General features: G+C 60.1%; 17 protein-coding genes. 13 read left to right on the top strand and 4 right to left on the bottom strand.

Going from position 1 to position 18,380, the window contains the following annotated elements; translation table 11 throughout:
• Positions 1–148 precede the first annotated feature (148 nt).
• Genes ACEN8E_RS10910 through ACEN8E_RS10925 form a run of 4 tightly spaced genes read left to right on the top strand, consistent with a single transcriptional unit; the run spans position 149 to position 3,919 of the window.
• On the top strand, positions 149–982 hold the full coding sequence (locus ACEN8E_RS10910; protein ID WP_495592600.1) for an amidohydrolase family protein: 834 nt from the start codon (positions 149–151) through the stop codon (positions 980–982).
• A gap of 59 nt (positions 983–1,041) precedes the next feature.
• Complete coding sequence (locus tag ACEN8E_RS10915) at positions 1,042–2,388, top strand: MFS transporter (RefSeq protein ID WP_495592601.1); 1,347 nt, start codon at positions 1,042–1,044, stop codon at positions 2,386–2,388.
• Positions 2,388–3,128, top strand: a complete 741-nt coding sequence (locus ACEN8E_RS10920; protein WP_495592602.1) for an SDR family NAD(P)-dependent oxidoreductase — start codon at positions 2,388–2,390, stop codon at positions 3,126–3,128. Before ACEN8E_RS10915 ends, ACEN8E_RS10920 begins: the two co-directional genes overlap by 1 nt.
• Positions 3,125–3,919 carry a sugar phosphate isomerase/epimerase family protein gene (locus ACEN8E_RS10925; RefSeq protein WP_495592603.1) on the top strand — a complete coding sequence of 265 codons (795 nt, stop codon included), beginning with the start codon at positions 3,125–3,127 and terminating at the stop codon, positions 3,917–3,919. The genes ACEN8E_RS10920 and ACEN8E_RS10925 overlap by 4 nt, the downstream gene beginning before the upstream one ends.
• Before the next feature lie 24 nt (positions 3,920–3,943).
• Here ACEN8E_RS10925 and ACEN8E_RS10930 read toward each other — a convergent pair whose 3' ends face one another.
• On the bottom strand, positions 3,944–4,651 hold the full coding sequence (locus ACEN8E_RS10930) for a TetR/AcrR family transcriptional regulator (RefSeq protein WP_495592604.1): 708 nt from the start codon (positions 4,649–4,651) through the stop codon (positions 3,944–3,946).
• A 107-nt stretch (positions 4,652–4,758) separates the two neighbouring features.
• Between ACEN8E_RS10930 and ACEN8E_RS10935 the strand changes: the two genes are divergently transcribed.
• Complete coding sequence (locus ACEN8E_RS10935; RefSeq protein WP_495592605.1) at positions 4,759–5,424, top strand: M24 family metallopeptidase; 666 nt, start codon at positions 4,759–4,761, stop codon at positions 5,422–5,424.
• A gap of 153 nt (positions 5,425–5,577) precedes the next feature.
• On the opposite strand, the gene ACEN8E_RS10940 is transcribed toward ACEN8E_RS10935, so the two are convergent.
• On the bottom strand, positions 5,578–6,582 hold the full coding sequence (locus tag ACEN8E_RS10940) for an amidohydrolase family protein (protein WP_495592606.1): 1,005 nt from the start codon (positions 6,580–6,582) through the stop codon (positions 5,578–5,580).
• Positions 6,583–6,911: 329 nt separating this feature from the next.
• Here ACEN8E_RS10940 and ACEN8E_RS10945 point away from each other — a divergent pair, with 329 nt between their 5' ends.
• The 4 genes from ACEN8E_RS10945 to ACEN8E_RS10960 all read left to right on the top strand — a co-directional run bounded on the left by ACEN8E_RS10945 (position 6,912) and on the right by ACEN8E_RS10960 (position 11,209).
• Entirely contained in the window at positions 6,912–8,249 is a 1,338-nt protein-coding gene (locus tag ACEN8E_RS10945) for an MFS transporter (protein ID WP_495592607.1), read from the top strand.
• 25 nt (positions 8,250–8,274) lie between these two features.
• Positions 8,275–9,537 carry a gallate dioxygenase gene (locus ACEN8E_RS10950; protein WP_495592608.1) on the top strand — a complete coding sequence of 421 codons (1,263 nt, stop codon included), beginning with the start codon at positions 8,275–8,277 and terminating at the stop codon, positions 9,535–9,537.
• Between the two features lie 137 nt (positions 9,538–9,674).
• Positions 9,675–10,922, top strand: coding sequence for an OprD family porin (locus ACEN8E_RS10955; protein WP_495592609.1), 1,248 nt, complete (start codon positions 9,675–9,677; stop codon positions 10,920–10,922).
• Between the two features lie 17 nt (positions 10,923–10,939).
• Complete coding sequence (locus tag ACEN8E_RS10960) at positions 10,940–11,209, top strand: hypothetical protein (protein WP_495592610.1); 270 nt, start codon at positions 10,940–10,942, stop codon at positions 11,207–11,209.
• 649 nt (positions 11,210–11,858) lie between these two features.
• On the opposite strand, the gene ACEN8E_RS10965 is transcribed toward ACEN8E_RS10960, so the two are convergent.
• Positions 11,859–13,058: a LysR family transcriptional regulator gene (locus ACEN8E_RS10965; RefSeq protein ID WP_495592611.1), complete on the bottom strand. Its 1,200-nt coding sequence runs from the start codon at positions 13,056–13,058 to the stop codon at positions 11,859–11,861.
• Positions 13,059–13,216: 158 nt separating this feature from the next.
• Here ACEN8E_RS10965 and galB point away from each other — a divergent pair, with 158 nt between their 5' ends.
• From galB to ACEN8E_RS10980, 3 genes are read left to right on the top strand one after another with little or no spacing between them, the layout of a single operon-like run.
• A complete protein-coding gene (galB, locus tag ACEN8E_RS10970) occupies positions 13,217–13,951 on the top strand; it encodes a 4-oxalmesaconate hydratase (protein ID WP_495592612.1) in 735 nt (244 codons plus the stop codon).
• Positions 13,948–14,664 carry a 4-carboxy-4-hydroxy-2-oxoadipate aldolase/oxaloacetate decarboxylase gene (locus ACEN8E_RS10975; RefSeq protein ID WP_495592613.1) on the top strand — a complete coding sequence of 239 codons (717 nt, stop codon included), beginning with the start codon at positions 13,948–13,950 and terminating at the stop codon, positions 14,662–14,664. The genes galB and ACEN8E_RS10975 overlap by 4 nt, the downstream gene beginning before the upstream one ends.
• Before the next feature lie 2 nt (positions 14,665–14,666).
• Positions 14,667–15,755, top strand: a complete 1,089-nt coding sequence (locus tag ACEN8E_RS10980; protein WP_495592614.1) for a 4-oxalomesaconate tautomerase — start codon at positions 14,667–14,669, stop codon at positions 15,753–15,755.
• A 153-nt stretch (positions 15,756–15,908) separates the two neighbouring features.
• Here the strand turns inward: ACEN8E_RS10980 and ACEN8E_RS10985 are convergent, their stop codons facing one another.
• Positions 15,909–16,394 (bottom strand): adenosine-specific kinase, encoded by a 486-nt coding sequence (locus ACEN8E_RS10985; protein ID WP_495592615.1) that lies wholly within the window; start codon positions 16,392–16,394, stop codon positions 15,909–15,911.
• Positions 16,395–16,721: 327 nt separating this feature from the next.
• Here ACEN8E_RS10985 and mhpA point away from each other — a divergent pair, with 327 nt between their 5' ends.
• Positions 16,722–18,380 (top strand): bifunctional 3-(3-hydroxy-phenyl)propionate/3-hydroxycinnamic acid hydroxylase MhpA, encoded by a 1,659-nt coding sequence (gene mhpA / locus ACEN8E_RS10990; protein ID WP_495592616.1) that lies wholly within the window; start codon positions 16,722–16,724, stop codon positions 18,378–18,380.

The following is an 18,380-nucleotide window of genomic DNA, read 5'->3' on the forward strand; positions in this document are numbered from 1 at the left end:
GGTCATTAACCTTTGGTTATTGTTCGTGCGATCTCTGTATGAGCGCTATCGATCGCCTGGTCGTATCTTCACTGCCACGGCATCGCCCACGCGGCGAACAATAACAAAGATCAGTGAGCAGGCGCAGTGACGCTTGGCGGGAGCAGCCTTGAGCATCTACGACGAACCCAAGATCGATTGCCATAACCACCTGTTCGACCCCGCGCGCTTTGCCTACCGCACCGACACGATTTACGCACCCGCCGGGCAGGAAGTCGCGCCTCTGGAGCAGTTCGGCCGGGTCATGGACGCCTATGGTGTGCAACACGCTTTGCTGGTGGGGCCGAGCAGTGGCTACCGCACGGACAATCGTTGCCTGCTGCATGCGCTGGCGCAAAACGAGGGCCGCTTCAAGGGGATTGCCGTTGTCGACCATGACACCGGCCTGGATAAGCTGGCCGCGCTCAAGGAGCAGGGTGTGGTGGGCATTGCGTTCAATCCGGCGCTGGAAGGCTTGGCTGTCATGAGTGATGCGGCCGGGCTTTTCGGGCGGCTCGCCGAACTGGACCTGTTCGCCCAGATCCAGGTCCATGGCAACCAACTGGTCGGTTTGCTGGGCTTGATTGAATCGACTGCGCCGCGGCTGCTCATCGACCACTGTGGCCGTCCCGACGTCCGCGCAGGCCTCGGTCAGCCAGGGTTCCAGGCGCTACTGGGGCTGGCCGGGAGCGGCCGGGCCTGGGTGAAAATCTCCGGCATGCAGAAGTTCGCCGCCCACGATCATCTCGATGAGCAAGCCGGTGCCTACGTTCGGGCGCTGCTCCAGGCCTTTGGCCCGGATGCGTGCGTGTGGGGTTCGGACTGGCCGTTCATTCGCGAGCAGTCGCGCGTGGACTACGGGCCGCTGCTCAAGCTGGCCGAGCGACTGATGCCCGATTGCAGTGTAAGGCGAAAGGTGATGTGGGACACGCCACGGCGACTGTTCGGTTTTGGCGAGCATTGAGCCGGCCCAGGGCAACTGCGCTACCCGTAATACCCCCGATAACAACAAGGAACAAAACGATGACGACCGACAATAGATTTGCGGCGGCAACGCTCGCCTGTCCGGCGGCGCAAACCGCCAGAACCCGCACCCGATTCATGATCCTGGCGCTGATTTCCGGAGGCACCATGATCAACTACCTGGATCGCAGCGTCATGGGTATCGCCGCTCCCAGTATCAGTGCCGACCTGGGCCTGAACGCTGTCATGATGGGGCTCATTTTCTCGGCATTTTCCTGGACCTATGCCGCCGCGCAGATTCCCGGCGGCATCCTGATCGACCGGTTGGGCACGAAGTTCACCTATTGGCTGGCGTTGACGTTATGGTCGTTGTTCACCGGTCTGCAAGGTCTCGCCCAGGACTTTCTTTCGTTACTGGGCTTTCGCCTGTTGGTGGGGGCCAGCGAAGCGCCGTGCTTTCCCACCAATAGCCGGGTGGTCGCGACCTGGTTCCCGCAGAGCGAGCGCGCTCGGGCAACCGGCATCTACACCTTCGCCGAATACGTCGGGCTGGCGTTTCTCACGCCGTTGCTGTTCTGGGTGCTGCACGCCCATGGCTGGCGCGTACTGCTGATGGCGGTGGGCATCCTGGGTGTTCTCTATGGCCTGGTGTGGTGGCGCAAGTACCACGAGCCCCATGAGTCGACCACTGCCAATCAGGCCGAGCTCGACTACATCGCCGAAGGCGGCGGGGTGGTCGATGGGGGCCAGAAGGCCACGCGGTTCTCCTGGTCGCAGATTCCTGCATTGCTCAAGCATCGCAACATGTTGGGGATTTGCCTGGGGCAGTTTGCCTGTAACTCGACGAACGTGTTCTTCCTGACCTGGTTCCCCACGTATCTGGTCACCGAGCGGCACATGCCCTGGCTCAAGGTAGGTTGGGTGGCGGTGCTGCCGTTCATCGCGGCGTCCCTGGGTACCCTGGCCGGAGGCTGGCTGTCGGACGCGTTGCTGCGCCGCGGCTACTCGTTGAATGTCGCACGCAAGTTGCCGGTGATCGCAGGTCTTTTGACCGCATCGGTGATCGTGCTGGCCAATTACGTGGACTCCGACGCCCTGGTGATCGCCATTCTGTGCGTGGCCTATTTCGCCCAGGGCATGTCGGCGCTGGCCTGGATGATCGTCTCCGATATCGCCCCCAAAGGCTTGCTCGGCTTGAGCGGTGGTGTGTTCAACCTGTTCGCCAATGCGGCCGGCATCGTCACCCCGTTGACCATCGGCGTCATCGTCACAACCACGGGTTCGTTCGTCTGGGCCCTGGCTTTCGTGTCCTCGATCACCGTGCTGGGGGCGCTGTGTTACCTGTTCATGGTGCGCGATCTGCGCCGCCTGCCCGACATCCAGTCCGTTCAACAAGGAGCACTTTGATGACCCGATACCTTGAAGGCCAGACGGCCATCGTTACCGGCGGCATGCGTGGCATTGGCCTGGGCATTGCCCGTCGCTTGCACAAGGCTGGCGCGCAGATCGTCATCTGGGACCTGGCGGTCGATGGCTGGGACAGCGTCGTCAACGGCTTTGAACCGGTGATGCGGCAAGCCGTCAATGTCGCCTCACTGGCGTCCGTCGAGGCGGCTTTCGGCGAGGTCGTTGCCCAACAGGGGGGCGTCGATATCCTGGTCAACAATGCCGGTATCAATGGACCGGTAGCCCCTTGCTGGGAGTACCCGACAGCGGCCTGGGACCAGGTCATCGCCATCGACCTGACGGGCGTGTTCCATTGCTGCCGCACGGTCATCCCGCACATGCGCAAGCGCGGTTACGGGCGCATCGTCAATGTCGCCTCAATGGCCGGCAAGGACGGCGTGCAATACATCTCCGGTTATTCGGCGGCAAAGGCCGGTGTCATCGCGTTTACCAAGGCGGCGGCCAAGGAGTTGGCCCAGGACGGCGTGCTGCTCAATTGCATTGCTCCGGCCATGGTGGAAACCGGGCTGATGGCGCAAATGACGCCGGAGCACATTGCCGCGAGCAAGGCCAAGATTCCCATGGGGCGTTTCCTGCAAATCGAGGAGATCGCCAACATGGTGACCTGGATCGCCGGGCCCGAGTGCAGCTTCACTACAGGCTTTGTGTTCGACCTCAGTGGCGGGAGGGCCACCTATTGAATGGCCTGGGTGTCGCGCACCTCACCGCGCTGGAGCTGGCGCCCGATGCCCTGGTACGAGAGGCGGCGCGCGCCGGTTTCAGTTCGGTCGGCCTGCGCCTGCACCCGGCCATGGCGGGTGGCATCGCTTACCCGCTGGCGCCGGGCAGCCAGGCGCTGCAACAGTTGAAGACCACGCTGGATAGCGAAGGCGTGGTAGTCAACGAGATCGAATTCGTCGAGCTGACACCGCAAGTGGACGTCGCCGGATTTGCCTCGCTGCTGGAGTCCGGGGCGCAACTGGGAGCGCGTTGCCTCACTGTGTCGGGCGACGACCCGGAGCAATGCCGGCTCACGGATAATTTCGCTGCCGTGTGCGAGTTGGCGGCCGGTTATGGCCTGCGAGTGGATCTGGAATTCATGCGCTGGCGCCACATTGGCAACCTGCAACAGGCCGTCGCGTTGATCGCGGCGGCGGGGCAGGCCAACGGCGGCGTGCTGCTGGATGCGTTGCACCTGTTCCGCTCAGGTGGCAATGCCGCTGCCGTGGCTCAACTGGATCAACGATACATTCATGGCGTGCAATGGTGCGATGCGCCGGCGCTGGCGCCCACAGGGGAGGGAATCATCCGCGAAGCCCGCGAGGGTCGTCTGCCGCCCAGTCAGGGGCAATTGCCCTTGACCGAGTTGCTCGATGTCTTGCCAACCGGGCTGCACTGGAGTGTGGAAATCCCATGCCCCGCGACAGGCGCAACTGAGCGGCTGGCTCACGCTTTCACGATCACCAAGGCCTGGTTGGCCAACCTTTCCTGATCCCCGGTGTTGGCAGGCTGTCGTTCAAGTTATGAATGCTGCGGCTTCAAATCCGTTGCCGATTTTTGGAACAACGCCGCCCAGCACCATCCGGGTAATGGTCGCCGCTGCGCACTCATAGTCTGCGTCGTTCGGTTTTTGTGTGCCCGTAATCAGTGACATCTGCCAACCCAGATTGGTATAGGTTCGGGTTGCCGACCAAATGAAGAGCATCAAATGTTCGGGATCAGCTGGCGCGAGCAGGCCACGATCGATCCAGCTGCGCAGGCAGTCGACGTTGCGCCGGGCCTCGGCTTGCAGCAGGTTCTTGCACTCCTCAGGTAAATGTTTTCCACCAAACAACAGTTCATGGCTGAAGACTTTTGAACTCAGAGGGTTTTCTTGAATGATGCGAATCCGGGCGTGTATGTAGGCCTGCAAGCCAACCACCGGGTCGTCGCTTTCTCTTAATGCCGCTGAAGCCTGGAGCAGTGGCTCGACAAAACTCAGCAGTACCTGAGCGTATAGATTCTCTTTGCTTTGAAAGTAGTAATAGAGGTTGGCCTTGGGAACCCCGGCACGCGCCGCGATATCACGGGTCTGGGTTGCGTCGAAGCCAGTCGCTGAAAACTCTTCACTGGCGGCCTTGAGGATCAGGTGCTGATTGTGCTGGCGGATGCGAGTCGCTGTGGGCTTGAGAGAGTGCTCCAGCGCGCTGCTTTGGCCACCGATTGCGGTGTTAGCGATTGTCATAAGGTTGGGTCGAAGCCTGGGTCATGGCTTTATTTTTGGAATCAAGTATCGCAATATACAAAACTATATAGCGCTTGGCCTGCACTTTCTTACCAAGGGAATGAATGATGAGTACGGATTTGAGCAGCAAAGAAGCGGTAGGTGAGCGTTACGAACTGGAAACGATGCGACACGCCCAGCAGATGACCTGGAAGGCCATCGACCGGATTGCCCGGGTAATCACGCCCGGTATGCGCGAATCCGAGGCGCAGTTGCGAGGCAAAGAGATTCTGGCGGAACTGGGCATGGACCGGATCTGGCACCCGTTGCTGGTTCGCTTTGGCGCCAACACGCTCAAAACGTTCAAGCAGCGCTCCGATGGCGACCCCGAGTTGGGGGCCGAAGACATTTTCTTCATCGACATGGGGGTGGTGTGGCAAGGGCACGAAGGTGATGCCGGCGCGACCTTCACCACCGGCACCGATCCAGAAATGCTCGCCTGCGCGGCGGCGGCCAGGGAGCTGTTCAACCGGGTCGAAAGTTTCTGGCGCAGCGAGCGGGTTTCCGGGGTGGCGCTTTATGACTTTGCGGCCGCTCAGGCGCAGGCCATGGGATGGAAGCTCAACCTCGACATCAAAGGCCACCGGGTCAGCGATTTTCCCCACGCGATTTATCGGGGCGGCGACCTCGGGGATCTGGATCAATGCCCGAACACCGGCCTGTGGATTCTGGAAATCCAGCTCGCCCATCCCGAGCGTCCGTTTGGCGCGTTCCATGAAGACTTGCTGATCTGAACAACTTCGCAGCTCCCACGTCCCATCCATCCGGGCAACCGGTGCTGCCTTTCTTCTATGGCACCCTGGTTGTCCACTTTCGGGCGCCAGTTGAAAGGGCGGCCGAACAGCCTGCCGAGCCAGGTCAGGCTGAGTTATCCGTGATGTTCCGGGTCAGGCGGTAAAGCCGAACAGGCGTTTTGGGGTCTCCCAAAGAATCTGCTGGCGGTCACTGGCATTCGGGAACATCTCGCCGAAGTTGGTCAGAACGGTGCCCAACTCCATGTGTTGGTGCGCGCGCAAGAACGGCCAGTCCGTGCCCCACATGCAGTTTTCGGCAGTGAACGCCTGCAAAAGTGCAAGCTGGTATGGCTGGGCATCGGCATACGGGTAATTCTGCCTGGAGTATTGCGACAGTCCGGAGAGTTTGACGAAGGTACGTCCGTTGCCGGCAAGCGCCAGCAGTGCCTGGAAGGCCGGCTGTTGCAAGCCGGCGCTGGCATCGGGCCGGCCGGAGTGGTCGATCAGCACACGGGGACGCGTGCGCTGCAGCAAGGGCAACAGTGCAAGCAGTTGATCGTCTTTCACCTGGATCTGGGCGAACAGGTCCAGCTCGGCCAGGCGCCCCATCAGGGTGTCGACCTTCAGGAAACGCTCGGGACCCAGCAGTGCCGCATTGAGCGCCACGCCGACTACTCCCTGTGCCTTGTACTGCGCGAGCGTCTCGCTGGAGACATCGTTCGGCACCACGACGACACCTTTATGGCGGCCCTTGTTGCGCGCCAGCGTGTCCAGCAGACAACGGTTGTCGTAGCCATAGGCGGAGGTCGGCTGCACGATCACTGAATGGCGAATGCCATAGGCCTGCATGACCTGTTCGTAATACGCCGCGGGGCCGACCTCAGGTCCTGCCGGTTGGTAGGTGGAGTCAGTGGGGTAGGGGTATTGGACCGGGTCGATCACATGATGGTGGCAATCGATCTTGGGTTGCGACAACAGGCTCATTAGTTGGGAATCCATGACGGTGTCTGGCAATTGATGGGTGCCTTCCTTGTTATTGAGTGAAGCGGCCTGGCTCAGGATCGGCATGCCGAGCGCGGTGCTGGCTGTCAGCACAATGGAGCTTTTCTTGAGCAGCGAGCGGCGGGAAAAACCGCTGTCATCGAGACGCGTGGTCATGTTCAAACCCCTGTTTTATTAGTATGTGCGGCTATCACCGCTACCACCGTCAAGGCAGTAGCGTCGACCTTAAGGCAAGCGTTTCCCGAGCGTCGCCTGTGAAGTCATTAAGCAGGTATCGGTTTTTCTTATCGGTATTGCTGCAAGGCCGAGCGGCACGCCTCAAATCATCCGATAAACAAAACAGATACCCGCTTAAGGATTTCCCAGAGGCGCGGCAGGCACTTGCGGCTTTAAAGTCACGCTCAACGTTCGGCTGTCGGGCGGCCTCTGGCCTGCGCCAATCCCCAAGCCGTTCGGCATTTCTATAAAAACAAGAAGGTGAAAACATGAGTCACGAAACGGTCGACATCAAAGCGTGGATCGATAACCGTCCGGTTGCCAGGTACCAGTGGCTCATCATGAGCCTGTGTTTCTTCATTGTTCTATTCGATGGCCTCGATGTGGCGGTCATGGGGTTTATCGCGCCTTCACTGATTCAGGAGTGGGGGTTGTCAAAAGCCGCATTTGGCCCGGTCATGAGCGCGGGCATGGTCGGGCTCGCCATTGGTGCCTTGACGGCCGGCCCTTACGCTGACCGCTTGGGACGCAAGAAAGTGCTGCTGTTTGCCGTGACCGGATTCAGCGTGCTGAGCCTTGCCTGTGCATTCGCCCGTAACCCCTACGAACTTGCTGCCTTGCGGCTGTTGACCGGCGTGGCCCTGGGCGCCGCGATGCCGAACACCACCACGCTGCTTGCCGAATACCTGCCAGAGCGTAACCGCTCGCTGTTCATCACCATCATGTTCACCGGTTTCAACATGGGCTCGGGACTGGGCGGTTTGGTCGCCGCCTGGTTGATTCCTCTGCACGGCTGGCAATCGGTGTTGCTGGTCGGCGGTATCCTGCCACTGGTGTTGCTGCCTTTCCTCTGGTTGTTGTTGCCGGAATCTGCACGTTTCCTGGCGGCCCGCAATGCGCCAGCCATGCAGATCGCCAAAGTGCTGAACAAGTTGGGCGGCACCTTTTCGGCCAGCACAAAATTCACCATGACCGAGCCTCAGGTACTGCATAAAGCGCCGGTGCGCATGCTGTTCACCGAGGGCTTTCGGTTCGGCACTGTCGCGCTGTGGATGACCTACTTCATGGGCCTGCTGGTGATCTACCTGACCATGGGCTGGATGCCGACCCTGTTGCGCGAAGGTGGCCTGTCCATCGAGCGGGCGGCCACCATCACCGGCCTGTTCCAGATTGGCGGTACGGTCGGCGCGATTGCGGTCGGTTGGGCCATGGACCGGCGCAATCCGAACAGAGTCATCGCCACGTCTTATGCCTTGGGCGGCGTGTTTATCCTGCTGTTGGGGGCGCTCAGTCTGGAATCGAGTCTGTTGGCGTTCGGTGTAGTCGCGGCAGGTTTTTGCATGAGCGGCGCGCAGACCGGACTCAACGCTTTCGCGCCCGGTTACTACCCGACCGATTGCCGCGCCACAGGCGTGAGCTGGATGCTGGGCATTGGTCGATTCGGCGCTATCTTTGGTTCTCTCATCGGTGGTGCGGTGCTCAGCTTCGGGTTGGGCCTGCCGTTGCTGTTCGCACTGTTGAGCGTGCCGGCCTTCATCGCCGCCCTGGCGATCCTGGCCAACGGTCATGCGCGGCGCCAGGCCAACCAGGCCTTGCTGACGCAATAATCTTCTTCGCAAAAAGGAACTCTTCATGGCACGCATCATCGGTGGTCTCGCTGTATCCCATACTCCCACCATCGGCTTTGCCGTTGATCACGACAAACAGAATGAGGCCGCCTGGGCACCGATCTTCGAAGGCTTCGAACCGATCAAGGTGTGGTTGAAGGAGCAACAACCGGATGTGTTGTTCTACATCTTCAACGACCACGTGACTTCGTTTTTCTTCGATCACTATGGGGCGTTCTCCCTCGGGGTCGATGAGCGTTACGAGGTGGCGGACGAGGGCGGCAACCCCCGTTCGCTGCCAGCGGTCGGCGGGCATGCGGCGCTGTCGCGGCATATTGGCCAAAGCCTGATGGCTGACGAATTCGACATGAGCTTCTTCCGCGACAAGCCGCTGGACCACGGTTTCTTCTCGCCGATGTCGGCGCTGCTGCCTTGCGAACCCGGCTGGCCGGTGGAAATCGTGCCGCTGCAGGTCGGCGTGTTGCAGTTCCCGATCCCCAGCGCCTTGCGCTGCTACAAGCTGGGCCAGGCCTTGCGCCGGGCGATTGAAAGCTATCCGCAAGACCTGAAGGTGGCCATTGTCGCCACCGGTGGCGTATCCCATCAGGTGCATGGCGAGCGTTGCGGCTTCAATAATCCGCAGTGGGACGAGCAGTTCATTGATCTGCTGGTCAACGACCCGGTACGGCTGACCGAAATGACCCATGCCGAGTACGCCACCCTTGGGGGCATGGAGGGTTCGGAGGTGATCACCTGGCTGATCATGCGTGGCGCCTTGTCGGCCACGGTGAAAAACCTGCATCAGGACTACTACCTGCCGTCCATGACCGGCATCGCGACCCTGTTGCTGGAAAACCAGGACCGTGCGGTGCCTGCCGAGGTCACCGCCCGCCATTTGCAGCATATGCAACACCAGTTGGCCGGCATCAAGAAACTGGAAGGGACGTATCCGTTCACCCTCGAGCGCAGTGCCAAGGGTTATCGCCTGAACAAGTTCCTGCATCGCATGATCGAGCCGCAATGGCGGCAACGTTTTCTCGATGCCCCGGAGGCGCTGTTCGAGGAAGGCCGCTTGAGCGAAGAGGAGCGCGAGCTGCTGCGGCGCCGTGACTGGCGCGGATTGATCCAGTACGGGGCGATCTTCTTCGTATTGGAAAAGCTCGCGGCGGTACTCGGCATTCCCAACTTGCAGGTCTACGCGGCGATGCGTGGGCAGAGCCTGGAAGAGTTCATGAAAACCCGCAACCAGCAGGTGCTCTACTCGGTGGCGGGCAAAGCACCGCGCTGATCATCAGGGGCGAGCGCCCCGACCGTTCTCGGCGACCCTGCCCGGGTCGCCATCATCCATTTTTCGCTTGATCTCACTGTGCCCGGCAAATAAGGGCGCAGGGCATTCCTTTACCCAAAAACCGGACAACAATAACAATGAAAATCACCGCTAATCATCGAATCGCTTGCTCGCTGGCTGTTGCTTGCGGGTTACCTCTGGAAGGACAGGCTGCAGGTTTCGTCGAAGACGCCAGCGCCAATCTGAACCTGCGTAACTTCTACATCAACCGCAACTTCACCAACCCGGCGTACCCGCAAGGGAAAGCCGAAGAGTGGACGCAGAACTTCATCCTCGATGCCCGTTCCGGTTTCACCCAAGGTACGGTGGGGTTTGGCGTGGATGTGCTGGGGCTCTATTCGGTCAAGCTTGATGGCGGGAAGGGCACGGGGGGTACGCAGCTGTTGCCGCTCGATAGCGATGGTCGTCCTGCCGATGATTTCGGCCGTCTGGCGGTCGCCGGAAAAATGAAAGCGGGGAAAACCGAACTGAAGGTCGGGGAGTGGATGCCGGTGCTGCCGATCCTGCGGTCCGACGACGGCCGTTCGTTGCCGCAAACCTTTCGCGGCGGCCAGGTCACTTCGCAGGATATCGATGGCTTGACCCTGTATGGTGGTCAGTTCCGGCAGAACAGCCCACGTAACGATTCAAGCATGGGGGACATGTTCATGCAGGGCAAAACAGCCTTCACTTCCGATCGCTTCAACTTCGTTGGCGGTGAATACAGCTTCAACGACAAGCGCACCTTGATCGGCCTGTGGAATGCCGAGCTCAAGGACATCTATCAGCAGCAATACCTGCAGCTGGTTCACAGTCAGCCGCTCGGTGCCTGGACCTTGGGCGCGAACCTCGGTTACTTCTGGGGGCGGGAGGATGGCAGTGCGCGGGCCGGTGACCTGGACAACCGGACCCTCTCGGCACTTCTCTCTGCGCGTTATGGCGGCAACACCTTCTATGTCGGCCTGCAAAGACTCACCGGTGACGATGCGTGGATGCGGGTCAACGGCACCAGTGGCGGAACACTGGCCAACGACAGCTACAACAGCAGCTACGACAACGCCCGGGAGAAATCCTGGCAACTGCGCCATGACTACAATTTCGTCGCGCTGGGCATTCCCGGCCTGACCCTGATGAACCGCTACATCAGCGGCGACAATGTGCACACTGGCAGCGTCACCGATGGCAAGGAATGGGGGCGTGAGTCCGAACTGGGCTACACGGTACAGAGCGGTACCTTCAAGAACCTCAATATGCGCCTGCGCAACTCCAGTATTCGCCGCGACTACAGCAGCAACGAGTTCGACGAAAACCGCCTGATCGTCAGCTATCCCTTCAGCCTGCTGTAGGAGCGAGCTCGCTCGCGATGGGCGTTAACGATAACGCGTGCTGTCTGAATGCCTACGGTGTTCAGGCGTTTTTCGCGAGCAGGCTCGCTCCCACAGGGAAACGAGTTCAATTGCGATCAGGCCGGCCAGTAGGCCGCCTCGATTCTGCTTTTGCTTTTGCTTTTGCTTTTGCTTTTGCTTTTGCTTTTGCTTTTGCTTTTGCTTTGGCTTTTGATTTTCTTGCCCCGTCGAGAGGCTTCGTTCCGGTTCTGCGCAGTGGGCAACCCGGCACCGAACGTCAGGGGTAGAGCGTTTTGGTTACTTTGGCGCTTTTCCAAAGTGACCCGCCGTCAGGGCGGAACCGTTAGTGGCCGTTACCGAAGAAACGGATATGTACACAAAAAAAGTGGCCAGACACACAGCCAGTTTGTCTTTTGTTGACTGTGTACATATCCATTGCTGCGGTAACGGCGGCTTAGGGTTTCGCCCTTACGGCGACTCACTTTTTTTGACAAGCGACTCAAAAAAAGTAAGCAAAAAAAACGCTCGCCCCGAACGTCCGGCCCCTCGCCAAGGCTCGGGGTTCCTTCGCTCCGGCATTCATCCGGGGGCATTGCCCTCCGGTCGGCTTCGCGCGAACTACATGCAATGGGTTCGACTGCGTCGAACGGCGCTGCGCGCCCATCCCCGGATGAACGCCTCCACTCAGCCTGCCGAAGGGGCGGGTGGATCAAGATCAAGAGCGGCAGGCGAGCTAACGCTCGGCCTGTTGAGTGGTGAAGAGCTTGGGTGTACGCGGACCTGCTTTTGCTCTGCTCTTCTGTGGGAGCGAGCCTGCTCGCGATGGACGTCAACGATGACGCGGGCTGTCTAAATGCCCGTGGTGTCCCGGCGTTTTTCGCGAGCAAGCTCGCTCCTACAGGGGATTGGCGTTGTACTTAAAACCTGGGGGAGATTCTATTGCTTGCCGATCACCCGGCGAATCACATCCATCAGGGCTTGCGCCACTGGCGAGTGCAGGCAACCACTGCGATAAGTCAGTCCGATGGCCCGGGTGGTCTGTTTCAACTCCAGCGGCATGATGCACAACTCGCCCGAAGCAATCTCCTGTTCCAGTTGATGGGCGGACACTGCCGCGAGCATGTCCGAGCGCAGCAACAGCCCGCGGATGATTGCCATGTCGCCGCTTTCCACTACCGGCCGGGGCGGCGCAATGCCGAATCGGCTGAAGCACTCATCGAGCATCTGCCGGGCTGGCGAGCCGGCACGTGGCAGCACCCACTGGGCCGCGCCGAGTTCATCGTGCAAGGTCGTTCTGGAATAGAGCGGATGATCACGCCGCGCCAATACCACCATGTCTTCCGTGAGCAGCGCCTCGCCGGTAAGGTCGCTGGCGTAGGCTTCCGAACGCAGGGCGCCGAAAATGAAATCGACATCGCCAGCGCGAAGATCGGTCGCCAGCAAATCAAACGGACTTTCGTTGGTGATCACCTGGATCTGTGGATGCTCGGCCATCATGCGCACAATGGCCTCGGGCAATATACGGGTGCGACCCAAGGGCAGGGCACCGATATGCACCACGCCTTGCAAGACACCGCGCAGAGCGGTGATATCGGTCTCGATATGGCGCAGTTCGTTCAGCGCCCGGCGGATCGGAAAGAGGATTTCCTGGCTGGCACGGGTGGGCTGCAATCCGCGAGGGGTGCGCTCGAACAGCGGTTGGCCGCAGCCGTTTTCCATGACCTTGATGGTCGAACTGATCGCCGGCTGGCTCAGGCCGAGCAGGCTGGCGACGGTCTGCATATGCCGGGTTTCGCAGAGTTTGACGAACACTTGCAGGCGCCGGGCCTGGAACAGGTACAGCGGCTCGACCGCTCGTTTGTCCGCGCCATCCAGCAGTCGCGGCACACTGTCCAGTTCGGCCAGCACGCGACGCGCCCGAGGCAGCAAGCGCTCGCCGAAAGCGGTCAGACGCATACCGTTGGCGTGGCGCTCGAACAAAGGTACATCGAGACGGCTCTCCAGCTCGGAGATCGACCGGGTCACGACTGACTGAGCACGAAATAGCGCCACAGAAGCCCTGGAAACACTCCCGTGATCGGCCACGCGGACGAAGGCGCGTACGTGCATCAGGCTGGGCAGTTCGGTGGATTCCATGGGGCGCGGGCTCTGCAAATAGTCATTTCGAGCTGGACTATGCCGCCGCCCTGTTCGAGTGGCAATAAAAAAAACGCATACCTCCAACAGTTCAACGCATTACTCCTGGAGCCGGTCGCGGTGCGATGCTCGTTCGAAACGCAGCAGGAGTATCCGCAATGACCGATTCACCGAAAACCGCGCTGGTCGTCAGCGCCCACTCTGCCGATTTTGTCTGGCGTGCGGGCGGTGCCATCGCGCTGCATGCACAACAGGGTTATGCCGTGCACATCGTCTGCCTGTCCTTCGGCGAGCGCGGTGAGTCCGCCAAGCTGTGGCGCAAAGGTGAGATGAGCGAAGAGAAAGTCAAGACTGCCCGGCGCCAGGAGGCTCAGGCCGCAGCTGAAATCCTGGGGGCCAGTGTCGAGTTCTTCGACATCGGCGATTACCCGATGCGTGCCGACAAGGAAACGCTGTTTCGCCTGGCGGATGTGTTTCGTCGCGTCCAGCCCGAGTTCGTCCTCAGCCACTCGCTGAAGGACCCTTACAACTACGATCACCCGTTGGCCATGAACCTGACGCAGGAGGCACGCATCATCGCCCAGGCCGAAGGCTACAGGCCGGGCGAAAAAATCGTCGGTGCACCACCGGTCTACAGCTTCGAGCCGCACCAGCCCGAGCAATGCGAATGGCGCCCTGACGTGCTGCTGGACATCACCTCGGTGTGGGACAAAAAGTACGCCGCCATCCAGTGCATGGCCGGTCAGGAACACCTGTGGGAGTACTACACCCGCGTCGCCTTGCAGCGCGGCGTGCAGGCCAAGCGCAACGTTGGTATCACCTCCAGCCGCGACATCGTTTATGGCGAGGGCTACCAGAGCATCTTCCCGCGTGTGACGGAGAACCTGGCATGAGCGTGTTGATCGGAAAAATCGGCATCGTCGTGCGTAACATCGACCGCGCCGAACGGGCACTGGTCGATGAACTGCAGCACTTCGGTGTCGCCACGATTCATGAGGCGCAGGGGCGCAAAGGCCTGCTGACGTCTTCGATCACACCGATTCAACGAGGGACGGCCATCAGTGGCTCGGCGGTGACGGTACTGGTTGCCCCGGGCGATAACTGGATGTTCCATGTGGCGGTGGAGCAGTGCCGGCCCGACGATATTCTGGTGGTCGCCCCCAGTTCACCGTGCACCGACGGTTACTTCGGCGACCTGCTTGCCACGTCGCTCAAGGCCCGCGGTGTGCGAGCCCTGGTGATCGATGCCGGTGTGCGTGACACCCACACCCTGCGCGAGATGGGCTTTCCGGTCTGGTCCCGCGCCATCAGTGCCCAGGGCACGATCAAGGAGACCCTGGGTTCGGTCAACCTGCCGCTGGTGTGCGGTGGTCAGTTGGTCAACCCCGGCGATGTGGTGGTAGCCGATGACGACGGCGTGGTCATCGTGCGTCGTGGCGAAGTTGCGCAGGTTGTCGAAGCCAGCCGTGCGCGTGCCGACCTCGAAGAGCAGAAGGCGTTGCGCCTGGCCAGGGGTGAATTGGGGCTGGACATTTACAACATGCGCCAGCGGCTCGCGGAAAAGGGCTTGCGCTACGTCGACAGCCTTGACGAACTCGGAGATTGAGCATGGGCCAGACACGTATTCCTTGTCTGCTGATGCGCGGCGGAACGTCTAAAGGCGCGTATTTCCTGGCCAGTGACTTGCCCGACGAGCAAGCGCTTCAAGATCGTGTACTGCTGGCGGTCATGGGCTCGCCAGATGCGCGGCAAATCGATGGCATCGGGGGCGGCGATTCGCTGACCAGCAAGGTGGCGATAATCAAACCTTCCGCGCGCGCCGATGCCGACGTCGACTACCTGTTCGCCCAGGTGCTGGTCGATGAACCGCGCGTCGATTACGGCCAGAACTGCGGCAACATTCTCGCCGGTGTCGGGCCGTTTGCCATTGAGCGCGGGCTGGTGCCCGCGTCGAGTGATGTGACCCCGGTGCGCATTTTCATGGAGAACACCGGGCAGATCGCGATTGTTCATGTGCCGACACCGCAGGGTGTCGTCAGCTATTCTGGCGAAGCACGTATTGACGGTGTGCCCGGCCGTGGTGCGCCTTTGGTCGTTGAGTTCAAGGACATCGCCGGCTCCAGTTGCGGCGCATTGCTGCCCACCGGCAACGTTGTCGATGTGTTCGAGGGTGTCGAGGTCACCTGCATCGACAACGGCATGCCGGTCGTTGTTATCCGTGCCGCAGACTTCGGGCTCAGTGGCTACGAGCACCCTGAGCAACTGGATGCCGACATCGGGTTGAAGGCCCGACTCGAATCGATCCGTTTGCAGGCCGGTCCACGCATGAACCTGGGGGACGTGAGCCAGCGCAATGTGCCCAAGATGTGCCTGATTGCACCAGCACAAGCGGGTGGGGCACTCAGCACCCGAACCTTCATTCCGCACCGATGCCATACCAGCATCGGCGTGTTCGCTGCGGTCAGTGTGGCGGTTGCCTGCCTGGTCGAGGGCAGTGTGGTGGCGGGTGTGGCGTCTGTCGTAGAGGGTGAAATCAAGCGACTCTCGGTTGAACACCCCACGGGAGAGTTCACCGTAGAATTGCGTCCTGGTCATGATCGTCTGATGAGTTGCGGCCTGATGAGAACAGCCCGATTGCTACTGGATGGGGCTGTCTGTATTCCGCGGACGCTATGGCCAGGCAACCAGGGTAGTTGAATGTTGTGTTCGTTTCATGGATGTGCTCCACCCGGGTAAGGCTCCGTGCCGACAGTCCTTTGCAGGACTGTGCGGCCGTTGGCGGAGCCACCGTTAGACAGAGGTGGGAGGGCGGCTCATCGGAGACGAATCAGTCGAGACCTGGCACCCGCCTCACTGCTTGTAGCCAATCTGCCGCAACAGGTTCTTGCGCCACAGGATGTCTTCATCGCCTTCGATGTCAGTGGCACGCAAACCATCCACTACGCCGAGGATGGCTCGCCCTTGTTCCGTCTCGGCGAGAATCACCTCGGTTGGATTGGCCGTTGCACAAAAAATGCGGCATACCTCTGGAACCATTTTGAGGGTGTTCAACACGTTCAGCGGATAGAAACCGTCGCCCAGGAAAACGATGAAGCTATGGCCTGCGGCGATGGCTTTTGCATTCTTCTGTGCAAGTTCGATCATTGAGGCATCGGTGCCAGACCAGCGCACCAGGCATTTGCCGGAGGCTTCACAAAAGGCCACGCCAAACAGGATCCCCGGCACGGCATTGACCAGCGCTTCGTGGATGTCTTCGACGGACTTGATGAAGTGCGTCTGACCCAGAATGAAGTTCGTCACTTCCGGTTTATCGATTTTCAACGTGATGAGTTGCATCTCGAACACCTCCTTTCACGGTATTGCTATCAGGGGCTGGCAACACATCAAGCATAGCTACTCATTGGTTATTGCTCCGTACACGGACTGCTTGTGGCTGATTGCTGCCTGCCAGGAAGGGCTGCAAACGCCTGCGGCATTCATCGCTTGGGACCGGACTCGATTCGCAAGTCCCTGGTACTGCGCAATGCCTCATTCTGTGATTTGGTAATGATTAAAAAATGACGTAAACGTCAATATTGAAATATCTCTCAATATTGCATACCTTGGTGATGCCTGACGATGAGACCTGCGCGCCTCACGACTTCAATCACCCAAGGGCTCAAAATGAACAACAATAAAAATGATTGCCAATTGCCTCCCACCGCCGTCGACGTGCTGGTCGTCGGTAACGGTCCGGTAGGTGCGACGATCGCGGCGCTGCTCGGCCGCTACGGGGTTACGACCCTGGTGCTGGACAAGCTCCATGAAATCGTACTGATGCCTCGTGCCATTGCTCTGGACAACGAGGCCCTGCGCATCCTGCAACTCGCCGGATTGTCGGAGGATGCTTTCGAGAAGATCGTGATCCCTGAAGTGAAGATGCACTCTCCGGTCCTCGGCCAATTCGGTCGAGCCAATACCGAAGGGTGTATCGACGGTCATCCCAAGCTTGTGACCTTCTATCAACCCGACCTCGAGCGAGCGATGCGTGGTCAGGTTTCCCGACTGAAATCAGTGACCAGCCTGGGTGGTTTCGAACTGGAGGGTCTGGTCGAGGAAGCCGATTGCGTGGTCGCCACCGTACGGGATCAAGATGGGCAATCGCATGCTGTTCGCGCCCAGTACCTGATCGGTGCGGACGGTGCCAGCTCCCGGGTCAGGGCGCTGATCGGCCAGGAGTTCGAAGGACAAACCTATGCAGAGGACTGGCTGATTGTCGATGCCAAAAACCGGCATCAGTCAGCCATTGATCACATTGAGTTTATCTGTAATCCGCAGCGGCCCACGCCGCACATGCCTGCCCCCGGTGGAAGGGAACGCTGGGAATTCATGTTGCAACCCGGTGAATCCCGGGAGGAGCTGGAAAGCCCGGAAAGCATCGCGCGGCTCATTGCGCCATGGGTCAATCCGCAGGAACTGGAGATCGAGCGCAAGGCGGTGTATCGGTTCCACGCGCGTTGCTGCAAGCGATTCAGCAAGGGACGTACGTTCCTCGTCGGTGACGCCGCGCACATTACCCCTCCCTTCGTCGGGCAAGGTCTGGTAGCGGGCCTTCGTGATGGCGCCAACCTGGCCTGGAAGCTGGCTTGGGTCCTTCGTGGCCACGCCGCGCCGGCGATACTCGATACCTACGATGTAGAGCGTCGCCCGCATGCTCAGGCGATGATCAATCTGGCAAAAATGATGGGCCGTCTGGTCATGCCCAAGAACAGGATCGCGGCGTTCTTCATTCACGGCCTGATGCGCATGCTGGCGTTGACTCCTGCTACCAGAAGGTACTTCGAGCAGTTGGACATCAAGCCGAAGAACACCTTCAAGCAGGGTCTGTTCGTGCAACATCGTCGGGGTGACAAGCTGGTACGTGGCAGCCTGTTTCCCCAGGCCTGGATTCGCACCCTGCAAAAGCAGATCAAGCTCAGCGACGATGCGCTGGGAGACAGCCTGACCCTGGTTGGATTCGGTGTTGATCCGTTGTCACTGCTCACCACTGAGCAGATCGTTTCCTGGGAAAAGTTGGGCGGGCACTTCCTGGAGGTCCGGCCCCGCGGGCAACGCTCCGGCGGCCGTTGTGACTTCATCGAAGACATGAACCATGACATCCTGCCGCTGGCCGCGAAAGGAACACTGGTCGCGGTTCGTCCTGACCGTATCATCATGCACCACGCCCCAGGCACAGAGGCCGGCAGTCTCCTTCGAGACTGCCGGGGCCTGCTGATGAGTGATGACGCCACCCCTGACGGCGTTTCCAGTACCATTAACGAGCCGATTAGATTACGAGCTTGA

It is taken from the genome of Pseudomonas sp. Pseusp9 (genome assembly GCF_059491265.1).

What these genes read in the sequence shown, in the direction of transcription:
- ACEN8E_RS10915 (WP_495592601.1), top strand. Translation starts at nt 1,042, where the DNA reads ATGACGACCGACAATAGATTTGCGGCGGCAACGCTCGCCTGTCCGGCG.
- ACEN8E_RS10920 (WP_495592602.1), top strand. Translation starts at nt 2,388, where the DNA reads ATGACCCGATACCTTGAAGGCCAGACGGCCATCGTTACCGGCGGCATG.
- ACEN8E_RS10930 (WP_495592604.1), bottom strand. Translation starts at nt 4,651, where the DNA reads ATGACAATCGCTAACACCGCAATCGGTGGCCAAAGCAGCGCGCTGGAG.
- ACEN8E_RS10935 (WP_495592605.1), top strand. Translation starts at nt 4,759, where the DNA reads ATGAGTACGGATTTGAGCAGCAAAGAAGCGGTAGGTGAGCGTTACGAA.
- ACEN8E_RS10940 (WP_495592606.1), bottom strand. Translation starts at nt 6,582, where the DNA reads ATGACCACGCGTCTCGATGACAGCGGTTTTTCCCGCCGCTCGCTGCTC.
- ACEN8E_RS10945 (WP_495592607.1), top strand. Translation starts at nt 6,912, where the DNA reads ATGAGTCACGAAACGGTCGACATCAAAGCGTGGATCGATAACCGTCCG.
- ACEN8E_RS10950 (WP_495592608.1), top strand. Translation starts at nt 8,275, where the DNA reads ATGGCACGCATCATCGGTGGTCTCGCTGTATCCCATACTCCCACCATC.
- ACEN8E_RS10955 (WP_495592609.1), top strand. Translation starts at nt 9,675, where the DNA reads ATGAAAATCACCGCTAATCATCGAATCGCTTGCTCGCTGGCTGTTGCT.
- ACEN8E_RS10960 (WP_495592610.1), top strand. Translation starts at nt 10,940, where the DNA reads ATGGGCGTTAACGATAACGCGTGCTGTCTGAATGCCTACGGTGTTCAG.
- ACEN8E_RS10965 (WP_495592611.1), bottom strand. Translation starts at nt 13,058, where the DNA reads ATGGAATCCACCGAACTGCCCAGCCTGATGCACGTACGCGCCTTCGTC.
- galB (WP_495592612.1), top strand. Translation starts at nt 13,217, where the DNA reads ATGACCGATTCACCGAAAACCGCGCTGGTCGTCAGCGCCCACTCTGCC.
- ACEN8E_RS10975 (WP_495592613.1), top strand. Translation starts at nt 13,948, where the DNA reads ATGAGCGTGTTGATCGGAAAAATCGGCATCGTCGTGCGTAACATCGAC.
- ACEN8E_RS10980 (WP_495592614.1), top strand. Translation starts at nt 14,667, where the DNA reads ATGGGCCAGACACGTATTCCTTGTCTGCTGATGCGCGGCGGAACGTCT.
- ACEN8E_RS10985 (WP_495592615.1), bottom strand. Translation starts at nt 16,394, where the DNA reads ATGCAACTCATCACGTTGAAAATCGATAAACCGGAAGTGACGAACTTC.
- mhpA (WP_495592616.1), top strand. Translation starts at nt 16,722, where the DNA reads ATGAACAACAATAAAAATGATTGCCAATTGCCTCCCACCGCCGTCGAC.